The organism is Bacillus sp. FJAT-22090, from assembly GCF_001278755.1.
In the GTDB taxonomy this organism is placed as follows: domain Bacteria; phylum Bacillota; class Bacilli; order Bacillales_A; family Planococcaceae; genus Psychrobacillus.
Map to the genome: position 1 here is coordinate 3,569,552 of NZ_CP012601.1, position 24,313 is coordinate 3,593,864.

The following is a 24,313-nucleotide window of genomic DNA, read 5'->3' on the forward strand; positions in this document are numbered from 1 at the left end:
GTTATACTCCTTCCTTAACGAGTTTTTAAAATTACTTCCACTAATTGACTCTTTGATAGAATTCCAGGTGGAAATTTAAGTAGTTTCGCAATTTGAGCTACAGCAGGAGGTTTTAACATGCTTTTTTCTAAAATGTCTGCATTATAAAAAACCATTTGTGCATTGTCATCTGCTACTAATTTTCGGTTCGCCATTACAACGATACGTGTAAAATAGTCCGTTACAAATTCCATGTCATGAGTAATGGTGATTACAGACTTCTGCTTTTCTTCTAATACTTGAAGTAAATTACCAAGTACTTGCAAACCAATCTTGTCTTGACCTGCAGTTGGCTCATCTAAAATGATAATATCAGAATCCATTGCTAATACAGACGCAATTGTTACAAACTTTCTAACGGAATAAGGTAAGTTATATGGGTTTTCTTCTGCAAATTCGGAAATGCCACATAATTTCATCGCCCAAGCTGTTAATTCATCTACACGGTTGGGTTCAAATCCCATATTTTTTGGTCCAAAACGGACCTCGGATTCAACATCATTATGGAATATTTGATCGTCTGGGTTTTGGAATACATATCCTACCTTCCTCGAAACTTGCGCTGTAGTATGATCTTTCGTATCCCAGTCCCCAACTAATACGTTACCTTCCGTAGGTTTTAACAAACCATTCATAAGCTTTACTGCAGTTGTTTTCCCTGCTCCATTTTGACCTACAATTGCTACGCGCTCCCCAGTTTCAATGGATAGAGTAAGGTTTTCAAGTGCTTTTGTTCCGTCTGGATATGAAAAGCTTACATTATTTAAGTGAAGTTCTGTCATATTCATTCACTCCAGTCATATTTAATGCTTCCGCTAGTTCTATATCACGTACAGGAAGGAAAGAAAGTGGCATCCCTAAGTTTTGTAGTTGTAGTGCAATTTCCGTCACATGTGGGTATTGGATTTCATACTTTCTAAACGCGGGATTTGCAAATACTTCACGAACAGGCCCATTCATTACTAACTCACCTTCGTGCATAACAAGCAAATTATCAGCGTATTCAGCGATTAAATCCATTTTATGTTCGACTAAAACAATGGTTTTGCCACGCTCTTTCATTAATCGAATAATATCAAAAATTTGTTCCGTACCAATAGGGTCGAGTTGGGAAGTCGGTTCATCAATGACCAATATATCTGGATCCATAACGATTATGGATGCAAGAGCAACACGTTGTCTTTGTCCACCTGAGAGATCGAAGGGATTTTTGTCACGTAAATGCTCAATCTTAACTAGTGTTAGTACTTCTTCGACCCGTTTTTTTATCTCTTCCACAGGAACGCCTAGGTTTTCTAAGCCATATGCAACTTCCTCGAATACATTATCTTTTACTCCAGACACTTGAATAAAAGGATTTTGAAATACATATCCTACTTTTTCTCCAAGTTGGCCTAATTGATAATCAGACATTCTTTTTTTGTCTACGATAACTTCTCCTTCTAAATCCCCTTTATAAAAATGTGGAATGAACCCGCGAATTGTATTACAAAGTGTTGTTTTACCAGAACCATTATTACCGATAATTGCTGTAAATTTCCCTCTTTCTATTGAAAATGACACATTTTTTAATACAAAATCATCGCTTACTGGATAGCGATAAGACACATTTTTTAAATCAATCATTACTGTCATAAGAAAAACCTCCATACAAGTAGACCTATTAAGATTAGTAAATAGATTAATGGTAAAATACGGTCTGCAGTATTTTTAGTTAATTGGTGTAGGCTTGTCTTTTTTACTGGTGCTGAAAATGCACGCGATTCAAGCGTTATTGCTCGTTCTTCGGTTCCTGCTATTGAGGATAAAATAAGGGGCGTTAGTGTTGGTATAAAAGCTTTAGCGCGAACAAGTAAAGAGCCTTCTGTTTCTACACCGCGAGTTTTTTGTGCTTCCATAATTGTGTTAGCTTGACGACGCATTTCGGGAATAATTTGAAGTGTTGATAACACCACATAGGCTCCCATTGGTGGAAGACCCTTATCTTCTAAAGACTTAACAAAATCTCGTACCTCAGTTATGCGGAAAAATAATATAAATGCAGATCCTATAGCGAGAATTCGAGATGTCAATAATAGCCCATAATTCAATCCTTCTTGTTTGATTTTAAAAATTCCCCATTCCCAAAGTACATTTTCACCAGGGTAGAACAACATTTGCATAATGAATACGATGATTAATACACTTAATAATGCCTTTAAAACAATATTAAGAAATTCTTTCGTTACACCTGCAAGCATTGCAATTAGTACTAAAACAGGGAAGATAGTAAAGGCAAAAATATATCCAGGCATAATAAGTACTATTCCTAAAATAAAGAGAGAGAAATAGAATTTTGTCATTGGATGAAGTTGAAGTAAAAGATTCTGTTTCAAATAAAATACGCCCCCTTGTAAAAATAATCTCTTCCCGTTAAATTGTTTAATCAACAAGTTGAACGAGAAGAGTTGAAATCATTTCTTGTTATTACGCTTCATATATAAATCTCCATAATTCATTTTAGATAAATAGCGATCTGACATACCTTTAACGATAAAGTAAACGACTAATACAGAAACAACCTTATCCGCTACTTCAGTGATAAAGCTGGAAGAAAAAACTGCTGTCCATAATTGTTGCCCAGATGCTAAGAAAGTAGCGGTAATTAGAGAAGAGGTATTTCCTGTTGCTCCTCCAAATACTAGAACTGTTATTGGTGCAGAGACAATTACGGCTATAAAAGTAATAATGATACCGGAAACAATGGTTTTAGGTACGTTTTTGAAGAATCCGTATTTAGAAAGATAACCTGCTCCAATACCAATCGCCATAGATGTTAATGCATAGGGTAAATATACCGGGTTGAAAATAGCATTAATTAGGTTTGTTATAAGGCCTGCTAGTAGTGCAACCCAAGGACCTGCAATTACACCCACTAGTATCGTTCCAATAGTGTCTAAGAAAATAGGTAACCGAAGTACATTGGCTAACTGAAAACCTACTAGATTAATAGCTACAGCAATAGGAATTAGTAACATTGCCATCATATTAAAATCATCTTTAAAACTACGTTTCATACATTTCTCCCCTTTGTTATGTTATATTTAACCGATTTGACGGCTCATTATTTTAACGGCGTTCAGAAATTGTTCAACGAACTTCTCTCTGTGAACCGTATGTAATACTTTCACATTATGCGGAAGCCCAGTTCGTTGTGAATAGTCTACAACCGTTGTTCCTGCTGTATGTCTTCCTTCTAATTCAACAGCAACGTAACAATTATCCCCATCAAATAACTCAGGTGTCAGAACATAAGATACTGCACACAAATCATGTAAACGAATCCGTTTTTCAAAATCTGGTCCATGAAAAGCTGTTTGTTTTGCTGCATTTACATAAAAGCGAAGCATCTTGACTACCTTATGTGCAAAATCAGAGCCAATTTCCTCGATAGTCTTTAACTCTTCTAATGTGACATAAGCTTTATGTGTAACATCTAGTCCGCTCATCACAATTGGAATTCCGGATTGAAAAACAATTTCAGCTGCATGGGGATCAACGTAGACATTGAATTCCGTAGTTGGTGTCATATTTCCCCCAACAGCAGCTCCTCCCATATAGGAAATATATTTTATTTTTGATTTTACTTCAGGATGTGCTAATAAGAGAGCACCTACATTTGTCAGGGGACCAGTAGCTATTAGAACTATTTTTTCATCACTAGCTAATAATGTTTCTTTCATTGCTTCAATTGCATTTCGATTGCTTAAGCGAATAGTAGGTTCTGGGAAAGAGACATCACCAAGTCCGTTCTCGCCGTGGACGTCATCAGCAATTTCGAGTTTACGAAAAAATGGATTATTTAAACCTCTAGCAATCTCAATATCTCTTTTCATGTAACTAGTAAAGGCCAGTGCGTTGTTAATTGTTTTTTCTTGCGTTTGGTTTCCGGGCTCTGTCGTGATTAATTTGATATCCAATTCCGGATGTGCGAAGGCTAAGGTTAGTGCCATAACGTCATCTATCCCAGGATCACAGTCAATAATTACAGGTATGGTCATTTATTTACACCTCATTTTATTTGTTTCGTACTTTCTCTCACGATTAATGTAGGCTCAAAGACTATAGCCTCAGATTCTTTTTTTTCTATCTCATTTATTAATAGTTCGATTGCTTTTCTTCCCATTCCGTATGTGTCTTGTCTAACTGTCGTTAGTTTTGGGATTAAAGCACTTACTAAGGAAATATCATCAAAGCCAACTATAGATAGTTGTTCAGGAATTTGAATTCCTATTTCATGAGCTGCCTGATAAATACCACAAGCCATCAAATCATTTGCAGCAAAAATTGCTGTTACAGTGTTGTTATTTAAAAATTCTTTTGCAACTTGATATGCTTTATCCATCTGAAATCCACCAACTAAAATGAGCGAAGGTGGAATCTCTATGGAAGCTTCCATTAAAGCTCTTTGAAATCCAGATAATCTTTGTTGTGAGTTAAGAATTTCAGGAGGGCCTGTCATACATGCGATTTGAGTATGGCCTAGATCTGTTAAATGCTTACCTGCTAAATATCCACCTCTTTCATTGTCTAAAAAGACACCAGATTGTTTGTTTGCCTCTTCGCCACGATCGAATAATACGTATGGAACTTTGCCACTTTGTAATAGAACTTTGCTAGTTTGTGATAATCTATTCTTACTCGATAGAAGAATCCCATCTACCTGTTGTTCCTTTAACAAACGTAAATAATTTTCCTCTTTTTGCAATTGATCATCTGAATTACAGATAATAAGACTATAGTTTCTTTTGTTCGCCTCATCTTCAGCACCTCTGCAAAGTTCTGGGAAAAAGGGGTTAGATATATTTGGCACAATCAAACCGAGCATACTAGAGCGTTTGGTAACTAATCCCCGTGCTAACTTATTTGGCTGGAAATTTGCTTCTTGCATTACTGCCAGAACTTTCTCTCGAGTTTCTTTTGACATTCCTTCTTCTTTATTATTCAAGACACGTGAAACTGTTGTTATCGAAACACCGGCCTCTCTCGCAATATCTTTAATCGTTAATTTCTCCATACATTTATCACCTGTTCCTACAGTTAGGAAAACGTTTTACGAAAACGTTTTCTCTAATTAAATAAAGGATATTGTAAGCGTTTGCATTTGTCAATTAAATTATGAATATTTTGTGAAAAAACTTGTTATCGAGATTATATGAAAATCGCAACTAAGATATTTTTGTTTTGTTAGAAATCTTATTCAATCCTAAACTTTTTTCTCCGATTTCTATGAATAGGCGAAATAATACAACATCAAAAATGAAATGAAAATAAGAGAGAGGATAGTACAACTGGGTGAGATATGGTAAGATTAAATTAGTAACAGGTACTAATATTAGGTATAGTATATTCGGATAATAATTTGGAGGTAAATATGAGAGATTTAATTCAATTAAAAGATAAGAATATTGTTGTTATGGGTGTTGCGAACGAACGAAGTCTTGCGTGGGGAGTAGCAAAGTCACTGTATGAGGTAGGAGCAAATGTCATTTTTACTTATCGTAAAGAACGTTCTTTAGGAAAAATTGAAAAGTTATTAGTAGATAATAATTTAGAAGCGAAACTTGTTGTCGCATGTGATGTGAATAGTGACGATAGTATGAAAGCAGCTTTTGAACAGATTGGAAAAGAAGTGGGAGTAATACATGGAGTTGTCCACTCAGTTGCTTTTGCAAATGGAGAAGATTTAAAAGGTGATTTTATTAATACATCAAGAGATGGTTATGCATTTGCTCAGGATACAAGTGCGTACTCTCTTATTGCTGCAGCAAGAGAAGCTGCACCTTTCATGACAGAAGGTGGCTCTATTGTGACGATGACATACTTAGGAGCAGAGCGTGTATTGGAAGGATACAATGTGATGGGCATAGCAAAAGCGTCATTAGAGGCTTCTGTTAAGTATTTGGCGTTGGATTTAGGAAAAAATAATATTCGTGTGAATGCAGTTTCTGCTGGAGCAGTTAGAACACTAGCGGCAAAAGGTATTTCTTCTTTTAATACAATTTTGCATAAAATAGAAGAAACAGCTCCTTTAAAACGAAATGTAACACAGGAAGAAGTAGGCGATATGACGGTTGCACTTCTAAGTAATCTATCAAGAGGCGTAACGGGAGAAGTTGTTTACGTAGATTCCGGATACAATATTATGGGTTAACCTCCACAAAGAGGAGAGAGTGAAATGACGAACCAAAGTGATTTTCAAAAAATCCTAGCAAAGCCAGCACAACGAGCGCTTGCAGGGGTAAATATTGAAACCTTGGAACAATTATCGAAGTACTCTGAAGCAGAAATTATGGAGTTGCACGGTATTGGTCAGAACGCTTTTAAAAAGCTTCAAGAGGCACTTTCAGATAATGGATTGTCTTTTGCACCTAAAAAATAAATAGAGTGGGATGAAGAGGGGGTTTCTTCATCCCACTCTATTTATTTTAGTGGACGATAGTTTCGGAACATTGGCCCACCGTTGACAAGGGTGCGGGTTTTTCACATGTAGATTTAAATATAAAAAGTATAATCCTCTGGTAACACACGCTTTAGGAATTTTTTTGTACGCTCTTCTTTTGGACTTACGAATATTTCATGAGGTGTTCCTTCCTCAACTACGACGCCTCCATCCATGAAGATAACTCGTTTAGCAACGTCTTTTGCAAAGGACATTTCATGTGTTACTACGAGCATAGTGGTTCCTTCATTAGCAATGTTTTTCATAACAGTTAACACTTCACCAACAAGTTCAGGATCAAGGGCTGAAGTAGGTTCATCGAATAAAATAATATCTGGGTTTAATGCAACTGCACGTGCTATACCTACACGCTGTTGTTGTCCACCTGACAGTTGGCTTGGATAGGAATCGTATTTATCCGATAACCCAACTTTATCTAGTGCTTTCTTTCCTATCTCTACAGCTTCAACCTTTGGCACTTTGCGTCCAATGATTAATCCTTCTGTTACATTTTCTAAAGCAGTTTTATTATTAAATAGATTATAATTTTGGAAAACAAAAGCTGTTTTTTGTCGAATTATTTGAATATCTTTCTTAGAGGCAGAATGTAGATCGACATGTAAATCTCCAAAAGCTGCTTTGCCGCTATCTGCTTTTTCTAAAAAATTTATACAGCGAAGCAATGTCGTTTTTCCAGAACCACTCGGTCCTAAAATGACAACTACGTCCCCTTTATCGATCTTCAAATCGACACCTTTTAATATCTCGTTATTACCAAAAGACTTGTGAATATCTTTAATTTCTAACATTAGAACGCCTCCTTATCAAGCACTTGCGTATTTATACTTACGTAATCGTTTTTCATATAATTTGAACCCATATTCTACTAGGCTACAAAGGATGATATAGACGATAAAGATATCGATATATGCTTCCACGTAGTTATAGCCAACATTCGCTTCCACTTTTGCCTTTAATGTAATCTCTTGAAGGGACATGGCATAGCCGAGAGAAGTAGCTTTGATTAAGTTTACAGTTGCAGTACAAATGTTAGGTAAGGCAGCTACTAATGCTTGCGGAATAACTATTCGTCTATAGGCTTGAAAATTTGTTAAACCAACAGACAGCGCTGCTTCCAATTGACCTTTATTTACAGTGATTAATGCAGAGCGGAAAACCTCTATTAAAATTGCTGTTGTGCTAAAAGAAAAGACGATAAACGCGTACCAAATTGGATTAATTTCATATACTTTTATGTTAATTTGATACTTTTCGAACAGAGAAGTTAAAATTAGCGGAACGCTAGCATAAACAATAAAAATTTGAATTATGACGGGGGTTCCTCGAACAAAAGATACATATACTTGTGAAATTCTATTTAATACAGGTACTTGATTGATTCTTGTTAATGCCAACAAAAAACCGGCAGGGAGTGCAATGAGCAATGCTACAACTGTAACGAGTAGAGTGACTGGCACACCGGATAATGCAACAAAGAACGTATCTATTAAAAATTCATAATTTAAACCTTCCGACATTTCGAACACTCCTTACGTCGTTTTAATTGTTTGCTTGCCCTTACTAAACATTTTTTCTAGTTGTGCAAAAAGTTTCTCTATTAGGATAGATAATATCCAGTAGATTAAAGCTAGTGCAATAAATATTTCTAAAGCATGAGAATTATAGTTGGCGGCAATAATTAAATTTGCTTTGCCGACTATATCTATTAATCCAATTGTATAAGCTAATGAACCTTCTTGAAGGAGCGCGATCATCCCGTTCCCAAAGTTAGGTAATGCTACAACAAGAGCTTGAGGGAAAATAATACGGCGATATGCTTGAAAGGGACTTAAACCAACACTAACAGCAGCTTCATATTGACCTTTTTCAATAGATTCATATGCAGAACGAATAACTTCCGACATAATAGCGGCAAACTGCAAAGTAAATGTAATAACTACAAATACTCCTGTATGAAGGTCCTGCAAATAAATCCCAAAGTTTTCAGCTAATGCAGGTACACCATAATACACTAAAAATAAAAGAACAATAGAAGGTGTACACCTTAAAATAGTTGTATATAAATTAGCTAGTTTTTTCCCTACTTTATTTTTCCCTAGTTTCATCGCTGCAAGGATAAAACCAAAGAAGGTTCCAAAAAGAATAGATAATCCAGCTACTAGAAAAGTAACTTTCAAAAACGGAAGCAATGCTGGAAGGGAACTCCATATATAAGAAACATCAAAATATTTTTCCATTTTGCTCAATCTTCCCCCTATGCGAAATGGTAAAGGCTGTTGACGTATGCTACGCGCAACAGCCTTCATCGTAATATTGTAATTATCGTTTTACGCTATCCAATACTTCAAATAGGTCTCGACCGTAGAATTCTGTGCTAAGCTCGCTAGTTTTCTTTTGTTCTTTTAATTGTTTGATAGCTTTGTCGTAAGCATCAGCAAATTCTTGTTCTTTTTTGTTGAATAATGGCCAAGTTTTAATTACTGCGAACTCGTTATATACAACTTCATCTTTTAAGTTGTAGTATGGACCATCTTCTGCGAGTACTTGTTTTTCAAAGACACCTTCCAATGTAATGCCACCATCCACGCGACCTTCATTCACCCATTGAACTACGTCTACTGTAAATGCATCTCCAGCTTCGAGTTTTACCGGATTGTCTGGATTTTCTTTGTTATACTCATCAATAATTGTGTATTGTGCATTATTTGCTGCGATTGGAGCAAGTGAAAGTTCTGCTGAAGCAAAATCTTCTAATGATTTAATCTGTTCATTTTCTTTTTTCAAGACTAGACCTGTACTACTTAAACCAAGGAATTCTTGAGGGAAGATAAATTTTGCAGTACGTTCTTCCGTCCAAAATGCATTTTTAACACCTACTTGGTATTTCCCTTGTTCCACTCCAATTAATAAATCATCGCTTGTTGTTCCCACGTATTCAAATTCATATTCAGGTAGTAGCTCATCTACTAACTTCATCACTTCTACATCATAACCTGTCGCGTTTCCTTTTTCGTCTTGCCATGAAATTGGTTTAGAAGCTTGGTCGTATGCTACTTTTACTTTACGTACATCTCCGTTACTTTTAGTACTGGTACCTGCGCTTGTATCATCATTTGATCCACATGCTGATAAAATCGTTATGGATGCCAATCCGACTGCTGCTAATTTTAAATACTTTTTAAATTTCATTTTCATCCATTCCCCTTATTTAACTAATTATTTTTAGTTTTTTCTTCTTCCAATGCAGTTAGTGCTAGTTTTTTAATCGTCATATCATCCATCGGAGGGTTATGTAGTCCGGCTCGAACATCACGATAGTAGCGTTGTAATGGATTGGTTCTTTGTAGACTTTTCGCTCCAACTAACCGCATCGCTTTATCAACGATTGTTATAGCAGAGTTTGTCACAATATGCTTTGCAACACTTACTTCATTTGTCAGTAAATGTCTTGTAGCTTCGTTGTCATAGGAAGAAGCTGCTCCATAAATGACAAATCGTGCTTTCGTAAGCTCTAAATCTATTTCGCCAATGAGCTGTTGAACATTTGGTAACTGAGCGATTGGCCCATTCAAACTATTTGGAGAATGCGTGTTAGCAAAGTGAACTGCGTAATCACGAGCAGCTTGTGCAACTCCAAGATAAGTAGCTGGAATATGGAGTAACCAGCCATTTATTTTCCCACCGCTCGCAAACTCGGGAAGTTCAACTAGATCAGATTCATGGACAACTACATTATTTAATAGTAAATCGTTGCTACTTGTTCCACGCATCGATACGACATCCCATGTTTCTTCGATGGATACCCCATCTAAATTTCTATTGATAAGGAAGAAGCCAACTCTTTCTTTTTCTTCAATCCAAGCAGAAGTTAAAAAATAGGAAAGTACTGGAGAAGCCGTTGTGAAAATTTTTCGACCATTTATTACCCACGTGTCTCCATTTTTTACAGCTGTTGTACCTGGGCGTCCTCCACGGGTGGGGCTGCCTGTTTGCGCCTCACTTGCAGAACGATTTATTAGTGCACCGTTAATAACCTCTTTTGCGAAAAAGTCTAATTTATCTTTTTTCCAAAGGCTTTTCTCGTACAACTCACCGACAACCCCTAAACTCCAACCCATAGACAAGGCAGTGTTAGCATCATAGCTTGCAAGTGTTTCTTGCAAAAGAACCATGTCATAAACAGAGAATCCTTCTCCGCCTAACTCTAAAGGTAATGTAAGGCTTGCATAACCAATCCCCACTAAGTCCTTTACATTTTCTAAAGGGAAAATGGCAAGTTCATCAATTTCTGCGGACTTACTTTTAAATTTCTCCTCAAATTGATGCAATTGATCAAGCCATTTTTTTTGTTTTTCAGTTTTGATAAATATATTACTCAACAGTGTTCGTCTCCTTTAATAAGTAACGTACTATTCTTATTGTTAAAGTATGAATTAAATGAAAATAAAAAACTCTTTTCAAAACGAAAAGAGTTTAATGTATATTATGTACACTTATCTCTCAAGACGTTTCTTGCTGGATGTAGCACCATGCCATAATTAGCGGTTGCTGAAGCATCATAGGGCCAGTCCCTCTGCTTCTCTTGATAAGTAATATGAAGTTGTTGAAATGAGTTTACTACGTTAATTGAGTGAAGTCAATGCTAAATTATACAAAACAGATAGGAATTAATATATTTTGTGAATATTTTATTCAACTTAAACAAAAGATGTTTCTTCATCATTTTATGGGGAACTGTATGTATGTGATGAATTTAATAGAGGAGGAATAAGCTTGGATAAAAAAGTAAATGAGAACAGTAAAAATGAACAATTAGAACAGTTTCGTGTAGATGATAAAGATAAGTCTCTTACTACGAACCATGGATTAAAAGTTTCAGAGGATGAATTTTCTTTAAAAGCAGGCGAACGTGGTCCTACTCTCTTAGAGGATTTTCATTTTCGTGAAAAAATGACCCATTTTGATCATGAACGGATTCCGGAGCGAATTGTTCATGCTCGTGGCTATGCTGCACATGGAGTATTTGAATTATATGAATCCTTACAACCTTATACAAAAGCGAAATTCTTGCAAACACCTGGTGAGAAAACACCGGTTTTTGTAAGGTTTTCGACCGTAGCTGGTTCTCGTGGGTCGGGTGAGCTTGCTCGTGATGCACGTGGTTTTGCTACTAAGTTTTATACAGAAGAGGGAAATTACGATTTAGTAGGAAACAATATTCCTGTATTTTTTATCCAAGATGCCATTAAGTTTCCTGATTTAATACATGCGTTAAAACCAGAACCGCATAACGAGATTCCACAAGCTGCAACTGCGCATGATACTTTTTGGGACTTCATCGCAAACAATCAAGAGTCAGCTCATATGATTATGTGGGCGATGTCGGATAGAGCCATTCCTCGTAGTTTCCGAATGATGGAAGGGTTTGGTGTAAATACATTCCGCTTTGTAAATGAAGAAGGAAAGTCTCATTTTGTAAAATTCCACTGGAAGCCAGTACTAGGTGTACATTCAGTCGTATGGGACGAAGCGCAAAAGATAAATGGGAAAGATCCTGACTTCCATCGTCGTGATTTATATGAGTCAATTGAAAATGGAAACTATCCAGAGTACGAGTTTGGTATACAGTTAATTGCGGAGGAAGACGAATTTAATTTTGATTTTGATATTCTAGATCCGACAAAGATATGGCCAGAGGAAGAAGTACCTGTAAAAATTATTGGTAAAATGACGTTGAATCGCAATGTAGATAATGTATTTGCAGAGACGGAGCAAGTTGCCTTCCATCCTGGTAATGTAGTTCCGGGTATCGACTTTACAAACGATCCACTTCTACAGGGACGGTTGTTCTCATATACGGATACACAATTGATAAGACTTGGTGGCCCTAACTTTCATGAGCTACCGATTAACCGTCCAGTCTGCCCATTCCATAATAACCAACGAGATGGATATGGAAGACAAACAATTAATGTAGGAAGAGTGAGCTATCATAAGAACTCGTTAGCAGGAAATACTCCAGCTCCTGTAAGTGAAGCGGATGGTGGATATGCACACTATCAGGAGAAAATTGATGCACGCAAGGTACGTGCCCGAAGTGAAAGCTTTAAAGATCATTTTTCTCAAGCTACTCTGTTTTGGAATAGTATGAGTAATCCTGAAAGAATTCATATAATAAATGCATTTAGCTTTGAGCTCGGAAAATGTCTAGAAATATCAGTACGTCAACAAGTATTAGAGATGTTGGCAAACGTTGACTTGGAATTGGCTACGAAAGTAGGGGAAAACCTAGGCTTAGTTGTGCAAGGGAGTGAGCTTACAAAGTATAGCAAATCATCTCCAGCATTAAGTCAGCTGAATACAATGATGAAGCCCGACACACGTAAAATTGCAGTGTTAGTAGGGGATGGATTTGACGCAAATCTTGCAGCTATTTTAGATAGTTTAAAAGCAAATGGAACACAGCCCGAGGTTGTAAGTGATCATGGAGGAGCAGTTGCAGGAGCAGATGGTTCCCTGTTACCTGTAGACCATACTTTCCTAACTGCCGATTCGGTTTTATTTGATGCCGTTTATGTGGTAAGTTCACAAGGTAAGACGGCCATGTTTAATAAAGAAGCGGCTTATTTCATCAAAGAAGCATATACTCACTATAAACCAATCGGTGCAACATTTGATGGTGAACAATTGTTAGATGAGCTTAGACTGACAGGACAACTAGGTGTGCTCACAAAAGAAACCGGAAACAGCTTTGTTGAAAGTTTCGTAAATTTAATAGCTAAACACCGTTACTGGGATCGAGCAGTATAAATAAGAAAAGGCAAGTCCATCAATGGGACTTGCCTTTGTTACTTACGATAGTTTAAGAGAAAGGATAGCGACAAAAATTAAAGTAATGATTATCGCTTAGCCGCGCGAGGCCATATGTAGTAAGAGATGGAAATGACAAAATCAATACCAAGCACGATGCTCCAAACTTTTAATGTACCTGACAAAGCCTCTGATCTTGAAGGATCATCAATTAAATAAATTAAAACAAGTAGCAATCCTCCTCCAATAATATAAGCAAGGAGATGTTGAAGAGTACCTATCATCGAATGCTTCGCGTATTCCAACCCGGTTTTACGTACTGGTTTTGTCCCTTGTCGTTGTACATAATACAGAAACTTCTCATCTGCCCATCGAATCATACTTTTTCCAAAGGCTATTGATGTTCCTAGATAAATCGCTGCAATGGCATGCGCCATCGTTGCAGTTGCCCCATTGTATAAATCAGTTGCTGTAATGACAAGGAGAATTAGATCAATTAATGGTGTAAGTGCAAGAAAGAAAAGTCCAAGTCGTTCACGTTCTAATATATATCGAGTAATTAGTCCAAGTAAAATAACGACCCAAAATCCTACTTCACAAGCAATAATAGTCCATGCAATGAAATTCAAGTCCACACCTCTTTCAAAATATTTCTATTTTCATTATAGATGAACCAGACCGAAATGGCTTTACTTATTCATACGTTTTTGTTATATTCTGATAAACAAATATTCACATATGCTATGAAGAGAAAAGTAAAATGATGTTGTTTTTTTAAAAGAGAGCTTTGTTCGCTGAAAAAAAGCAAAAAACACTTATTTGAAAATGGTCTCTGAGCTTCGTACTGAACGTATAACATAGTTAAGCCTTCTCTTGCAATTACTCTGAGGCTTAATGGATGATACTAGTAATCTACGACAAGAATCAGCACTTGTTATAAATGCTGGAGTATTAGTTTTTGATACTCACTAAGGTAAACAACGGGAGTTGTTTATAAATTTAGGTGGTACCACGAGTTTAACCTCGTCCTTTTTAGGACGGGGTTTTTTGTTTTTATTTTTATTAAAAAAGGGGATATCAGAATGAGTATTTTTATTGGAGGAGCTTGGCCATATGCAAACGGCTCGTTGCATTTAGGACATATTGCTGCATTATTACCAGGAGATGTATTGGCACGGTATTATCGTTTAAAACGAGAAAGAGTCCTTTATGTATCAGGGAGTGATTGCAATGGAACACCTATTTCCATTAGAGCAAATCAGGAAGGGGTGACAATAAAAGAAATCGCAGATCGCTTTCATAAAGAGTTTGAAGAATGTTTTGCAAAGTTAGGTTTTTCTTATGATTTATACACTCGGACAGACGGAGAATTCCACCATCAAATTGTCCAAAAAATATTTTTACAATTGCTCGAGAAAGGTTATGTCTATAAGAAAGAGATTGATCAAATGTATTGTGAGTATGATCAACAGTTTCTTCCGGATCGATATGTTGAGGGAATATGCCCGAATTGTTTTCATCCTTCAAGAGGGGATCAGTGTGATAATTGTTCAACGATATTAGATCCTTTAGATTTAATTGATCCAAAGTGTAAAATATGTGGAAATGAACCAATCGTGAAATCCACTGAACATTTTTACTTTGCTCTTAGCCAATTTCAAAAGGAAATACAGTCATATGTGAATAATGCTAAAACAGAAAGAAAATGGAGAGAAAATGCATTAAATTTATCGGAGAGATATCTGCATGAAGGTCTTATAGATCGAGCAGCATCAAGGGATTTACCGAATGGCGTTAGCATTCCTGTGGAAGGATACGAAAATAAGAAGGTCTACGTTTGGATAGAAGCAGTATCAGGTTACTATTCTGCCTCAAAGGAGTGGGCATTTCTTCATGGAAAAAATGACGAACAATTTTGGAATGAATATACAAAATCCTACTACGTCCATGGAAAAGATAATATTCCATTTCACACAATCATCTGGCCTTCCATTCTACTAGGGATTAACAATAACGCTCTACCGACACATATCATCTCCAATGAGTATTTAACATTAGAAAAAAAGAAGCTATCAACAAGTAAAAACTGGGCTGTATGGGTTCCGTATATTTTAGAGAGGTATGACCCAGATTCAATAAGATATTTTCTAACTATTAACGCTCCAGAAAATAGAGATACGGACTTTTCTTGGAGAGAATTTATATTTAGTCACAATTCCGAGTTACTGGGTGCATACGGTAACTTTGTCAATCGTACATTAAAATTTATAGAAAAATCTTATGATGGAACTATTTCAACGGGAAGTATAAATAGAGAACTATTAAAAAGGGTAGAAAATTTGTATGTTATTATTGGAGATTTAATTGAAGATGGACATTTTAAAAAAGCGATCGAAGAGGTCTTTGAGTTTATAAGATTTGCGAATAAATATTTTGATATGGAGCAGCCATGGAAGCAATTGAATGAAGACAAAGATTCTTGTGATAATACATTAGTCACTAGTGTTTTCATCATCTCGAATCTTGCTCAACTACTAGAGCCTTTCTTACCGTTCTCTAGTACGACCGTTAAAGAAATGTTGAATCTAGACGATTTTAATTGGAATATTATTCAAAGAAAAAGTTACACATTGAAATTTGTAAAGCCACTATTTGAACGCTTAGACATTAAGTTAATAGAGGAAGAATTAAACTATTTAAATAGTCAGGTTCATATAGATATTCATCCGTCATGAAATTTGCTTATGAGAGATATGTCAAGGGTGCGCCTTGCACGCAGCGAGAGCGCGCAAGAAGCGACTCATTCTGCGGAGGTTCGCGTAGCGTGCGGCAAGCGCCATATGAGTTCTTTTCTTCATAAAAAACACTCAAAAAAAAACCCCTATTCAGCTAGAGGTCCGAAGTAAGGTATTATAAGCTCTTTCAAGAGCGGAAAATGTACTTTCTATACAATCGTGGGTTTCAGTTATGAGGCTATCTAAATACGTTATTACAAAACGATTTTTATGATAACGTACAGATAGAAGTGGCGTTTGGTCAGGGTTCTTAAGAGTCAAAGTGACGTTACTATTACTAAACTTTTGCAACGTATCAAGCATTATTCTGGTGTGACACAATGACATATAACAATAGTCTCCTCTCTATAAAGGGGATATGACTAAGGAAAGTCTAGTAGTCCCATACTATTTGCCATACTCTTAACTTAACACACTATTTGCACAATGTATATAGATGGAAAATTTTAAATAGTCAATTTTCTTGGTGTGAGTTATCTGTAAATACAATTAAACTAACCGCGATGAGACCGAAGAACGTAGTTATTTCCTTCCATCTTGTTCTCTTCTTTGAAGCAAAATGATTTTAGAAAGTTCAAATGACGAATAATAGGTTATATTAATAAAAACAAGAGAATTATAGGAGGAACTTGGATGCATTATGTAATTATTGGTGGAGATGCAGCCGGTATGAGTGCTGCAATGGAAATTGTTCGTCAAGATTCAACTGCTAAAATTACAACGCTAGAAAAAGGTCACATATATTCATATGGTCAATGTGGTCTACCTTATGTAGTAGGGAAACATGTCCCATCATCAACCGATGTGATTGCAAGAAGTGTAGAGATGTTTCGAAGCAAATACGGAATAGATGCAAAAACAGGATATGAAGTAACAAGTGTTGATCCACTAACTAAAACAGTATCCGGAAATATTCTTCAAACGAGAGATACATTTTCCTTAAAATATGATAGACTCCTTATCGCCACAGGTTCAAGTCCAGTTATACCTGACTGGGAAGGAAAAGATTTAGCTGGCATTCATACAATCAAAACCATTCCAAATACGGAAGCAATAATTGCAGATCTAGAACAAGTAAACCATGTGACAATTATCGGTGGAGGTTATATTGGCCTTGAGATGGCTGAGAATTTTGTGAGCATTGGGAAAAAGGTACGCATAATTCAACGTAGTAACCAATTAGCGAGTATATTTGATGAAGATATGTCACGTATTATTCACCAAGAGGCAATAAAACAACAGGTTGAAGTTATTTTGAATGAAGAAGTACAATCTTTTTCTGGGAACCATCGTGTAACCACTGTTATAACAGATAAAAAAAGCTATCATACGGACTTAGTTTTAATAGCAGCTGGTGTTAAACCGACGACAGATTTTCTAAAAGATACAGGAATAAGAACAAAACAAAATGGAGCAATAATCGTAAATGGTTACTTGGAAACAAGTATTCCCGACATTTATGCAGCTGGAGATTGTGCAACTCATTATAATCGGGTTAAACAAAAGGACGATTATGTTCCGCTTGGTACCACAGCAAATAAACAAGGCAGGCTAGCCGGATTTAATATGATGGGGCAAAAAAGAGAGTTTAAAGGAATTGTTGGTACTTCCATAATGAAATTTTTTGATTTATCCATTGGTAAAACAGGGCTCTCTGAAAAAGAAGCGGAACAACTTGGTATCTCTTACGAAACCCATTTGCAACAAGTAAACGACATCGCTGGCTATTACCCTGGAAAGGAAGAAATGCAGATTAAATTGATTTATCGGAAAGATAATCAATTACTTCTTGGAGGTCAAATTGTTGGGGGGAATGGAGTAGATAAACGAATCGATGTGCTTGCAACAGCTCTTTTTCATCAAATGAGCATTTCTGACTTATTAGATCTAGATCTTGCTTATTCCCCACCTTTTAACGGAGTCTGGGATCCATTGCAACAATTGGCGAAGCGAGTACGTAAAAAATAAGACTTGACGATTTTTTCATTGTTGCATATACTAAACAAAATAATTTAACATAAGCGAAGAAAAGGACTTGATTCATTTATTTTTTCTTTTTTAGAGAACAGGGTCATTGGCTGAGAGCCCTGAAGGAAAAAGAATGTTTTACCACCTTGGAGCTATTATGGGGAATCAAAACCATAGTCGGGAAACCGTTATCTTTTATGAGCGCAATTATTTTTGGTGTTGCAAAATTAGGGTGGAACCACGACCACACTCGTCCCTTTACCGGGATGGGTGTGGTCTTTTTTATTTATACCTAATCTTCATCACTGATAAATAACAGAGCCCATAAATTAAATATATTTTAAGCGAAGAAGAGGACATGAATTATTCTTTCATTTCTTATCAGAGAACAGGGGCATTGGCTGAGAACCCTGAAGAAAGAAGAATGATTTACCACCTTGGAGCTATTATGGGGAAAGTAAAACCATAATCGGGAAACCGTTATCTTCTATGAGCGCAATACTTTTTGTGTTGCAAAATTAGGGTGGAACCACGACCACACTCGTCCCTTTACCGGGATGGGTGTGGTCTTTTTTTATATCTATTTAGTTGGACGTTTAAACCCAACTGAATCACTTTAAAGCCTCTGGCAAATGTCACAGATTTTTAAAACCGGATGCAATGTGAATTTTATCAAATAGGAGGAGTTTTTAATGTCAATTAAAGCGGAAGAACGAATTAGTCACCAAAAGTTAGGTCAGCAATTAGAGTTATTTATGTCAAGTGATGAAGCACCAGGAATGCCATTTTATTTGCCAAATGGGATGGTGTTACGTAATGAACTAGAAGGTTTTTGGAGAAAAAAGCATCGAATAGCAGGGTATCAAGAAATAAAAACACCGATCATGATGAAACAAGAACTATGGGAGAAGTCTGGTCATTGGGATCATTACCACGAAAATATGTACTTCTCCCAAGTAGATGATCAAAAATATGCAATAAAACCGATGAATTGCCCAGGTGCAGTGCTCATCTTCAACAGTAAAAGAAGAAGCTATCGTGAGCTTCCTATACGTTACGCAGAACTAGGTTTAGTCCACAGACATGAGTTATCGGGTTCTTTAAATGGACTTTTACGCGTTAGAGCTTTTACACAAGATGATGCGCATCTCTTCGTTCGTGAAGATCAGATAGAAAGTGAAATCGATAAAGTGCTTGATTTGGTGGATGAATTTTATTCCGCTTTTGGCTTTAGTTACAAAATAGAACTTTCCACTCGTCCAAAAGATTTTATGGGAGCAGTAGAAGCTTGGGAACAAGCAGAGCATGCTTTAGAGTCGGTTTTAAAGAATAAGAATCTAGAGTATCAAATTAACGAAGGGGATGGAGCCTTTTACGGACCCAAAATTGACTTTCATATACTTGATTCACTCGGACGTAGCTGGCAATGTGGAACTGTTCAACTCGATTTTCAAATGCCTGAAAAATTTGATTGTCAGTATATTGATGAAAACAATGAATTACACCAGCCGATAATGATTCACCGTGCAATTTATGGCTCTATTGAGCGATTCATAGCAATACTTATCGAACATTTCCAAGGGAGTTTTCCACTTTGGTTAGCACCTGTTCAAGTCAAAATTTTACCGATAGCAGATGCACATGTTTCCTATGCAGAAAAAGTGAAAGAGCAGCTTGAACAAGAAGGCTACCGTATAGAAATAGATGACCGCGTGGAAAAAATAGGATTGAAAATTCGAGATGCTGCTTTGCAAAAACATCCTTATTTGCTTATTGTCGGAGAGCAGGAAATGGTGAACAACAAAGTCTCTGTGAGAAAACATAAGGTTGGTACTATTGGTGAAATGGACCTTGATGAATTAATTGATCATTTAAAGGAGAAATGAAAATAAACATGATTCCCCCTCAGACAGAGGAAATTTTCATGATGTTAACGAATGGAATAGGAGAGGGGGATATCATGAAAAGTTTAAATAATCGTCTATCGAGAAATTTGCAGGAATTTACTCAATTGTATACAAACGAACTTAACAATTCTTTAAATGGTGATTTAATAGAAGGTGTCTATTTATATGGTTCTATTGCATTAGGAGCATTTAATGCGTATAAGAGCGATATTGATTTTATTGTTTTATTAAAACGACCTGCTAGTGTGCAAGAATTGACCTCTATTAAAGAGATCCATACAAAAATGAATACTAATCACTTTGGAAATAGAATGGACGGTGTTTACCTCCAAGCAAATTTAGTAGGTAAAATAAACGAAAAACAACCTTTTTATCCTTATTGTGAGGAAGGAATAATAGATGTAGGACATTGGGATGTTAATCATATTACATGGTGGGTCTTAAAAAAACACGGCATTACATTGCAAGGTAAACCAATTGAAAATCTAGAAATTCCTACAAACTGGGAAGACGTTATGAAAACATTAAATTATAATATCAATCATTATTGGTTTCACAAGACGAAAGAAGTTGATAACTTTTTGTCTGACGACATGATAGAGTTTACGACTACTACGATTTGTAGAATTATATGCTCTCTAGAGAAAAAGGATATTTTTTCGAAAGATGCAGCAGTTAATGAATGTCTGAATATCCTTCCGGAAAGATGGTATCTCTTGTTAAAAGAGGGAGCCCAAATAAGAACGGAAAGCATTACGAAATCACTGTTCGTCAGTAAAAGGATAAGAGCAGAAGAGTGTCGAGATTTTATTTTATTTGCACATCAGTTGTGCAATGAAAAATTTTTTGTGGAGGTATAAGGAATGGAAATAAAAATGCTGTCACGAGAAGATGCAAGTGCCTACTGGGAATTGAGATTAGAAGCTTTACAGCTGAATCCTGAAGCTTTTGGGACTAGCTATGAGGAAGCAATACAAAGAACGAATCCTATTGAACTTGTGGAAAAGAATCTTCAAACAGAAGGAAATTATACATTTGGAGCATATTACCACGAGAAACTTGTAGGTATGGTGACATTAGTTCAAGAAGGGGGATTAAAGTTAAGGCACCGTGCAAATATTTATGCAATGTACGTAAGTCCCCAAGTTCGAGGGCAAAGTGTTGGAAAAGCCTTACTAGTGGAAGCCATAAACAAGGCGAAAGCCATCAAGGAAATTGAAAAAATTAACCTCTCAGTTGTTTCAACGAATGAAGCAGCAAAAAACTTGTACTCACAATTAGGATTTACCATATTCGGAGTAGAGGAAAAGGCGTTGAAAATGAATGATACATATTTTGACGAAGATCATATGGCTCTTATTATAGATAAGGAAGAACAATGTAGAGACTGAAAAGAAAATCAACAATGAAAAACCGGGCTCACGGAAAGCGAAGTGGTCCTTGCCGAATTCAATATACAACTCTATACAAGAGTATTTCTACAGTCTGAAAACCGCTAGATAGCGGTTTTTTTTTGTTTCCATCTTCTTATCCATTTCCACATTAATAGAGCTGTTATGGCACCCGCTGTATCGAGCATTACATCTTGAGCGGTTGCTGTGCGTCCACTTGTTAAGGACTGGCGGAATTCATCTGCAACAGCGAAAAGGAATGTCAAAATAACTGCAGAAAGTGTTCGGTATTTAATATTAGGCAACGCTGCATAAATAGCAAGTGCAATAAATCCAAAATAAAAGAAATGAGTGGCTTTTCGAATTAAAAATTCAACAAAAGCATAATATCCACGTTCTTCGATAGAAACTAAAATGCCCCAATAGGGAATTTGTAAATAGGACAGAATGGATTCTAGTGGTTTATTCGGAAGCCACGTTTTAAGAGTGGATTCAAGGGATTGCTGTTCCGCTGTTTGTCCAGATGAAATGAATACAATTATAAGTAAGATTAGTAAGGGAATAATTTTTTTCATAATAAAACCTTAACATATAATTTGAAAGTTTGGGTGGTTACAGGAGAAGTTTGGAGTTTCTTGGCTCTGAATTTAGCCCAATAAATCGTAATCGGATAATAAATAGAAATTATCGGATAATGATCCTTAATAATCGGATAATAATCCTTAACAATCGGATAATAAAAACCCGACGAGTATCTAGAAATTACTCATCGGGTTTTCAAGTTACTTAATAGGAATCCAAATCTCAGAGTAATAATCAGGATTTGATGGATTCTCATTGGAATAGACTTCTAACTCAGGTGTTCCTGCTTGCTCATAAGAGTTAGAGGGAAACCATTCGGAATATATTTGCTTCCATGTATTCTGCATTGCATCTGGCATTGGACCGTGAACCTCAAACACTACCCATTTCGAAGCAGGAATCTCCATAGCTTCTAGGTTTTCTGGCACGTCACCTTCATGGCCCGTTGCAATCCAATAATCGATTAAGCTGTTATCTTTAAAATTTTCATCTGCAACGCAAACCCCTAGCACACCATCGATTGCACCATTGTTCAATTGGAACAGTAAATCATCCGTTCCGTCTCCGTTCACTTCATCCCAAAATAAAGGGATACCTTGTGTGTTCTCACCATTTTTGCAATTGTACGTTCTTTTCAATCCTACCACTTGGAAACTGTCTTTCTCCACGATTTTATACTTCATTGGTTCTGCTCCTTTCAAGCTTACCTGGATTATCAGGCGATTGTATGATTGTAATTTTCCTTGCATTTTACGTGCTTCACTAGGCGTCAAGTTGTGTTGCTTACGAAAGGCTTTTGTGAAAGCTTCAGGAGTGTCGTAGCCATATTTGTAGGAGAGATCGATAATTTTATTATCCGTGTTCATTAATTCCTGCGCGGCTAATGTTAGTCTTCTCCGTCTGATATAATCCGAGATAGACATATCTGTTAAGATAGAAAAGGTTCGCTGGAAATGAAACACGGAGGAATTTGCTTCTTTTGCAATTTTCTCCATTGATAAATCCTCTAGCAAGTTTTCCTCCATATAATTAATTGCTTTTTGAATCGACTCTACCCAACCCATTGCACTCACTCCTTGTATTCATCATAAGCAATAACTAGTAACCCATCCTGTCATTTTGTGCTTACTTTGGACTGTTTTTTTTAGCTTAAAGTATTTCAACTATTTCTTTTGGACGAACATCTAGAGTAGGAAGGTCCTCTATGTTGACCCAAATCGGTTCGTAAGTTCCACGTTGGACCGAAGTTTGCGTGTATTCTTCACCAGTTCCTGCCCCAAAAGTGCCACCAATAATATCGGCTAAATAATAATATTGTCTTCCGTTTTGCTCTAATACTTTTAGTGGACGTTTAATTTGAACGTGTACGCCTAATTCTTCGAACGTTTCTCTTATTGCAGCTTCTTCAGGAGTTTCACCGCTTTCAATGCCTCCACCTGGAAACACATAATAAGTGACATGTGGTTTAGTCCTTTTAATTAATGCAACACGATCATTTTCAATAATGATAGTTGCTCCTCGATTTCTCATGTGAATACCCCTTGTTTCATTTTATTTAGTAGTAAAATTATAACAATAATTGATTGAAATAGGTGACATTAATGAATGTAAATATATCTTTACATTTAAAAAATAATATTTTATTCTATATGTAAAGATATCTTTACGTTTTTTGGAGGCTAGAGATGACGAAGGTAATTAATCATATTAAGGAAATTCGATTACAAAAAGGAATCACACAGATTCAGATGGCAGAGGATTTGCAAATTACAAGACAAACTATAACGGCAATTGAGAACAATAAATACAATCCCAGTTTAGAGCTTGCGCTAAAACTGATTAAATATTTTGATGTACCAATTGAGAAATTGTTTTACCTAAGGGAGAGTGAAAAATGAAGAAACGCTATGAAGTCATTATTTATGCAGTTGTAATAGGTTGTATGTTTATTGGTGGTTTACTTGGTGTTTATCTTGTTGGAAAAGAAGAGGGGAACTTTAGTTTTGATTTACTGATCCCTATAACAGTAGGCATAGCTGGTGGTTTCATCATTTTCCTACTTATTTCAAAATGGCGTCAGAAACGGAATGGAAAAATGCCTGATGTAGATGAACGTACTCTATTATTAATGAAAAAATATTTCTCGATTGCCCTGTACGTTGTTCTTTTAGGTAGTGGTGCTCTTCTACTCATTCTATTCGCAATGGGTGTAGAAACAATTGAAACAGGTATGCTTATTGTTTATATGATGGTGGTATATTTTCTAATAGGAATTGGGGTATTTGTCACAAAACTAATATAGAAAGGATGAAATTAGAA

Annotated in this window: 25 protein-coding genes, 1 riboswitch and 2 other annotated features; of the genes, 10 read left to right on the plus strand and 15 right to left on the minus strand. The window is 36.2% G+C overall.

Going from position 1 to position 24,313, the window contains the following annotated elements; all coding sequences use genetic code 11:
• Positions 1-14: 14 nt before the first annotated feature.
• The 6 genes from AM499_RS17960 to AM499_RS17985 all read right to left on the minus strand — a co-directional run bounded on the left by AM499_RS17960 (position 15) and on the right by AM499_RS17985 (position 5,095).
• Complete coding sequence (locus tag AM499_RS17960) at positions 15-821, minus strand: energy-coupling factor ABC transporter ATP-binding protein (protein WP_053591488.1); 807 nt, start codon at positions 819-821, stop codon at positions 15-17.
• Positions 799-1,674 (minus strand): energy-coupling factor ABC transporter ATP-binding protein, encoded by an 876-nt coding sequence (locus tag AM499_RS17965; protein ID WP_156316827.1) that lies wholly within the window; start codon positions 1,672-1,674, stop codon positions 799-801. The genes AM499_RS17960 and AM499_RS17965 overlap by 23 nt, the downstream gene beginning before the upstream one ends.
• Entirely contained in the window at positions 1,671-2,414 is a 744-nt protein-coding gene (locus AM499_RS17970; protein WP_231687488.1) for an energy-coupling factor transporter transmembrane component T, read from the minus strand. Before AM499_RS17970 ends, AM499_RS17965 begins: the two co-directional genes overlap by 4 nt.
• Positions 2,415-2,492: 78 nt before the next feature.
• Positions 2,493-3,095, minus strand: coding sequence for an ECF transporter S component (locus AM499_RS17975; RefSeq protein WP_053591489.1), 603 nt, complete (start codon positions 3,093-3,095; stop codon positions 2,493-2,495).
• A gap of 27 nt (positions 3,096-3,122) precedes the next feature.
• Entirely contained in the window at positions 3,123-4,079 is a 957-nt protein-coding gene (locus AM499_RS17980; RefSeq protein ID WP_053591490.1) for a nucleoside hydrolase, read from the minus strand.
• A gap of 11 nt (positions 4,080-4,090) precedes the next feature.
• Positions 4,091-5,095 carry a LacI family DNA-binding transcriptional regulator gene (locus tag AM499_RS17985; protein WP_053591491.1) on the minus strand — a complete coding sequence of 335 codons (1,005 nt, stop codon included), beginning with the start codon at positions 5,093-5,095 and terminating at the stop codon, positions 4,091-4,093.
• Positions 5,096-5,452: 357 nt separating this feature from the next.
• Between AM499_RS17985 and fabI the strand changes: the two genes are divergently transcribed.
• Positions 5,453-6,232, plus strand: a complete 780-nt coding sequence (gene fabI / locus AM499_RS17990) for an enoyl-ACP reductase FabI (protein WP_053591492.1) — start codon at positions 5,453-5,455, stop codon at positions 6,230-6,232.
• A gap of 24 nt (positions 6,233-6,256) precedes the next feature.
• Positions 6,257-6,460 carry a helix-hairpin-helix domain-containing protein gene (locus tag AM499_RS17995; RefSeq protein ID WP_053591493.1) on the plus strand — a complete coding sequence of 68 codons (204 nt, stop codon included), beginning with the start codon at positions 6,257-6,259 and terminating at the stop codon, positions 6,458-6,460.
• 113 nt (positions 6,461-6,573) lie between these two features.
• On the opposite strand, the gene AM499_RS18000 is transcribed toward AM499_RS17995, so the two are convergent.
• The 5 genes from AM499_RS18000 to AM499_RS18020 all read right to left on the minus strand — a co-directional run bounded on the left by AM499_RS18000 (position 6,574) and on the right by AM499_RS18020 (position 10,920).
• A complete protein-coding gene (locus AM499_RS18000; RefSeq protein WP_053591494.1) occupies positions 6,574-7,329 on the minus strand; it encodes an amino acid ABC transporter ATP-binding protein in 756 nt (251 codons plus the stop codon).
• Between the two features lie 15 nt (positions 7,330-7,344).
• Positions 7,345-8,058 (minus strand): amino acid ABC transporter permease, encoded by a 714-nt coding sequence (locus AM499_RS18005; protein ID WP_053591495.1) that lies wholly within the window; start codon positions 8,056-8,058, stop codon positions 7,345-7,347.
• Positions 8,059-8,070: 12 nt separating this feature from the next.
• Positions 8,071-8,778, minus strand: coding sequence for an amino acid ABC transporter permease (locus AM499_RS18010; RefSeq protein ID WP_053591496.1), 708 nt, complete (start codon positions 8,776-8,778; stop codon positions 8,071-8,073).
• 82 nt (positions 8,779-8,860) lie between these two features.
• Positions 8,861-9,730 carry a transporter substrate-binding domain-containing protein gene (locus AM499_RS18015; RefSeq protein WP_053592272.1) on the minus strand — a complete coding sequence of 290 codons (870 nt, stop codon included), beginning with the start codon at positions 9,728-9,730 and terminating at the stop codon, positions 8,861-8,863.
• 23 nt (positions 9,731-9,753) lie between these two features.
• Positions 9,754-10,920, minus strand: a complete 1,167-nt coding sequence (locus AM499_RS18020) for an acyl-CoA dehydrogenase family protein (RefSeq protein ID WP_053591497.1) — start codon at positions 10,918-10,920, stop codon at positions 9,754-9,756.
• Between the two features lie 111 nt (positions 10,921-11,031).
• A riboswitch (SAM riboswitch) is annotated at positions 11,032-11,133 on the minus strand.
• Positions 11,134-11,314: 181 nt separating this feature from the next.
• Here AM499_RS18020 and AM499_RS18025 point away from each other — a divergent pair.
• On the plus strand, positions 11,315-13,351 hold the full coding sequence (locus tag AM499_RS18025; RefSeq protein ID WP_053591498.1) for a catalase: 2,037 nt from the start codon (positions 11,315-11,317) through the stop codon (positions 13,349-13,351).
• An 89-nt stretch (positions 13,352-13,440) separates the two neighbouring features.
• On the opposite strand, the gene AM499_RS18030 is transcribed toward AM499_RS18025, so the two are convergent.
• Positions 13,441-13,980: a hypothetical protein gene (locus AM499_RS18030; protein ID WP_053591499.1), complete on the minus strand. Its 540-nt coding sequence runs from the start codon at positions 13,978-13,980 to the stop codon at positions 13,441-13,443.
• Positions 13,981-14,085: 105 nt separating this feature from the next.
• Positions 14,086-14,385 (plus strand) — a binding site (T-box leader).
• 48 nt (positions 14,386-14,433) lie between these two features.
• On the opposite strand from AM499_RS18030, the gene metG reads away from it, so the two are divergent.
• The 5 genes from metG (at position 14,434) to AM499_RS18055 (ending at position 21,412) form a co-directional block, all read left to right on the plus strand.
• Complete coding sequence (metG, locus tag AM499_RS18035; RefSeq protein WP_053591500.1) at positions 14,434-16,086, plus strand: methionine--tRNA ligase; 1,653 nt, start codon at positions 14,434-14,436, stop codon at positions 16,084-16,086.
• A gap of 693 nt (positions 16,087-16,779) precedes the next feature.
• Entirely contained in the window at positions 16,780-18,114 is a 1,335-nt protein-coding gene (locus AM499_RS18040; RefSeq protein WP_053591501.1) for a CoA-disulfide reductase, read from the plus strand.
• Positions 18,115-18,452: 338 nt separating this feature from the next.
• Positions 18,453-18,666: a binding site (T-box leader), on the plus strand.
• A gap of 140 nt (positions 18,667-18,806) precedes the next feature.
• Complete coding sequence (thrS, locus tag AM499_RS18045; protein ID WP_053591502.1) at positions 18,807-20,000, plus strand: threonine--tRNA ligase; 1,194 nt, start codon at positions 18,807-18,809, stop codon at positions 19,998-20,000.
• A 74-nt stretch (positions 20,001-20,074) separates the two neighbouring features.
• Positions 20,075-20,881 (plus strand): nucleotidyltransferase domain-containing protein, encoded by an 807-nt coding sequence (locus tag AM499_RS18050; RefSeq protein WP_197275570.1) that lies wholly within the window; start codon positions 20,075-20,077, stop codon positions 20,879-20,881.
• Positions 20,882-20,884: 3 nt separating this feature from the next.
• Positions 20,885-21,412: a GNAT family N-acetyltransferase gene (locus AM499_RS18055; RefSeq protein WP_053591504.1), complete on the plus strand. Its 528-nt coding sequence runs from the start codon at positions 20,885-20,887 to the stop codon at positions 21,410-21,412.
• A 104-nt stretch (positions 21,413-21,516) separates the two neighbouring features.
• Here the strand turns inward: AM499_RS18055 and AM499_RS18060 are convergent, their stop codons facing one another.
• The 3 genes from AM499_RS18060 to AM499_RS18070 form a co-directional block, all read right to left on the minus strand.
• On the minus strand, positions 21,517-21,987 hold the full coding sequence (locus tag AM499_RS18060) for a VanZ family protein (protein ID WP_053591505.1): 471 nt from the start codon (positions 21,985-21,987) through the stop codon (positions 21,517-21,519).
• A 207-nt stretch (positions 21,988-22,194) separates the two neighbouring features.
• Complete coding sequence (locus tag AM499_RS18065) at positions 22,195-23,058, minus strand: AraC family transcriptional regulator (protein ID WP_053591506.1); 864 nt, start codon at positions 23,056-23,058, stop codon at positions 22,195-22,197.
• 85 nt (positions 23,059-23,143) lie between these two features.
• Positions 23,144-23,524, minus strand: a complete 381-nt coding sequence (locus AM499_RS18070; RefSeq protein WP_053591507.1) for an NUDIX hydrolase — start codon at positions 23,522-23,524, stop codon at positions 23,144-23,146.
• Between the two features lie 155 nt (positions 23,525-23,679).
• On the opposite strand from AM499_RS18070, the gene AM499_RS18075 reads away from it, so the two are divergent.
• Positions 23,680-23,892: a helix-turn-helix transcriptional regulator gene (locus AM499_RS18075; RefSeq protein ID WP_053591508.1), complete on the plus strand. Its 213-nt coding sequence runs from the start codon at positions 23,680-23,682 to the stop codon at positions 23,890-23,892.
• Positions 23,889-24,296, plus strand: coding sequence for a hypothetical protein (locus AM499_RS18080; RefSeq protein WP_053591509.1), 408 nt, complete (start codon positions 23,889-23,891; stop codon positions 24,294-24,296). The genes AM499_RS18075 and AM499_RS18080 overlap by 4 nt, the downstream gene beginning before the upstream one ends.
• The last annotated feature ends 17 nt before the right edge of the window (positions 24,297-24,313 follow it).

What these genes read in the sequence shown, in the direction of transcription:
- AM499_RS18015 (WP_053592272.1), bottom strand. Translation starts at nt 9,730, where the DNA reads ATGAAATTTAAAAAGTATTTAAAATTAGCAGCAGTCGGATTGGCATCC.
- AM499_RS18075 (WP_053591508.1), top strand. Translation starts at nt 23,680, where the DNA reads ATGACGAAGGTAATTAATCATATTAAGGAAATTCGATTACAAAAAGGA.
- AM499_RS18060 (WP_053591505.1), bottom strand. Translation starts at nt 21,987, where the DNA reads ATGAAAAAAATTATTCCCTTACTAATCTTACTTATAATTGTATTCATT.
- AM499_RS18055 (WP_053591504.1), top strand. Translation starts at nt 20,885, where the DNA reads ATGGAAATAAAAATGCTGTCACGAGAAGATGCAAGTGCCTACTGGGAA.
- AM499_RS18040 (WP_053591501.1), top strand. Translation starts at nt 16,780, where the DNA reads ATGCATTATGTAATTATTGGTGGAGATGCAGCCGGTATGAGTGCTGCA.
- AM499_RS17985 (WP_053591491.1), bottom strand. Translation starts at nt 5,095, where the DNA reads ATGGAGAAATTAACGATTAAAGATATTGCGAGAGAGGCCGGTGTTTCG.
- AM499_RS17995 (WP_053591493.1), top strand. Translation starts at nt 6,257, where the DNA reads ATGACGAACCAAAGTGATTTTCAAAAAATCCTAGCAAAGCCAGCACAA.
- metG (WP_053591500.1), top strand. Translation starts at nt 14,434, where the DNA reads ATGAGTATTTTTATTGGAGGAGCTTGGCCATATGCAAACGGCTCGTTG.
- AM499_RS18005 (WP_053591495.1), bottom strand. Translation starts at nt 8,058, where the DNA reads ATGTCGGAAGGTTTAAATTATGAATTTTTAATAGATACGTTCTTTGTT.
- AM499_RS18010 (WP_053591496.1), bottom strand. Translation starts at nt 8,778, where the DNA reads ATGGAAAAATATTTTGATGTTTCTTATATATGGAGTTCCCTTCCAGCA.
- AM499_RS17980 (WP_053591490.1), bottom strand. Translation starts at nt 4,079, where the DNA reads ATGACCATACCTGTAATTATTGACTGTGATCCTGGGATAGATGACGTT.
- AM499_RS17960 (WP_053591488.1), bottom strand. Translation starts at nt 821, where the DNA reads ATGACAGAACTTCACTTAAATAATGTAAGCTTTTCATATCCAGACGGA.
- AM499_RS17965 (WP_156316827.1), bottom strand. Translation starts at nt 1,674, where the DNA reads ATGACAGTAATGATTGATTTAAAAAATGTGTCTTATCGCTATCCAGTA.
- AM499_RS18065 (WP_053591506.1), bottom strand. Translation starts at nt 23,058, where the DNA reads ATGGGTTGGGTAGAGTCGATTCAAAAAGCAATTAATTATATGGAGGAA.
- AM499_RS17975 (WP_053591489.1), bottom strand. Translation starts at nt 3,095, where the DNA reads ATGAAACGTAGTTTTAAAGATGATTTTAATATGATGGCAATGTTACTA.
- AM499_RS18000 (WP_053591494.1), bottom strand. Translation starts at nt 7,329, where the DNA reads ATGTTAGAAATTAAAGATATTCACAAGTCTTTTGGTAATAACGAGATA.
- AM499_RS18080 (WP_053591509.1), top strand. Translation starts at nt 23,889, where the DNA reads ATGAAGAAACGCTATGAAGTCATTATTTATGCAGTTGTAATAGGTTGT.
- fabI (WP_053591492.1), top strand. Translation starts at nt 5,453, where the DNA reads ATGAGAGATTTAATTCAATTAAAAGATAAGAATATTGTTGTTATGGGT.
- thrS (WP_053591502.1), top strand. Translation starts at nt 18,807, where the DNA reads ATGTCAATTAAAGCGGAAGAACGAATTAGTCACCAAAAGTTAGGTCAG.
- AM499_RS18070 (WP_053591507.1), bottom strand. Translation starts at nt 23,524, where the DNA reads ATGAGAAATCGAGGAGCAACTATCATTATTGAAAATGATCGTGTTGCA.
- AM499_RS18050 (WP_197275570.1), top strand. Translation starts at nt 20,075, where the DNA reads ATGAAAAGTTTAAATAATCGTCTATCGAGAAATTTGCAGGAATTTACT.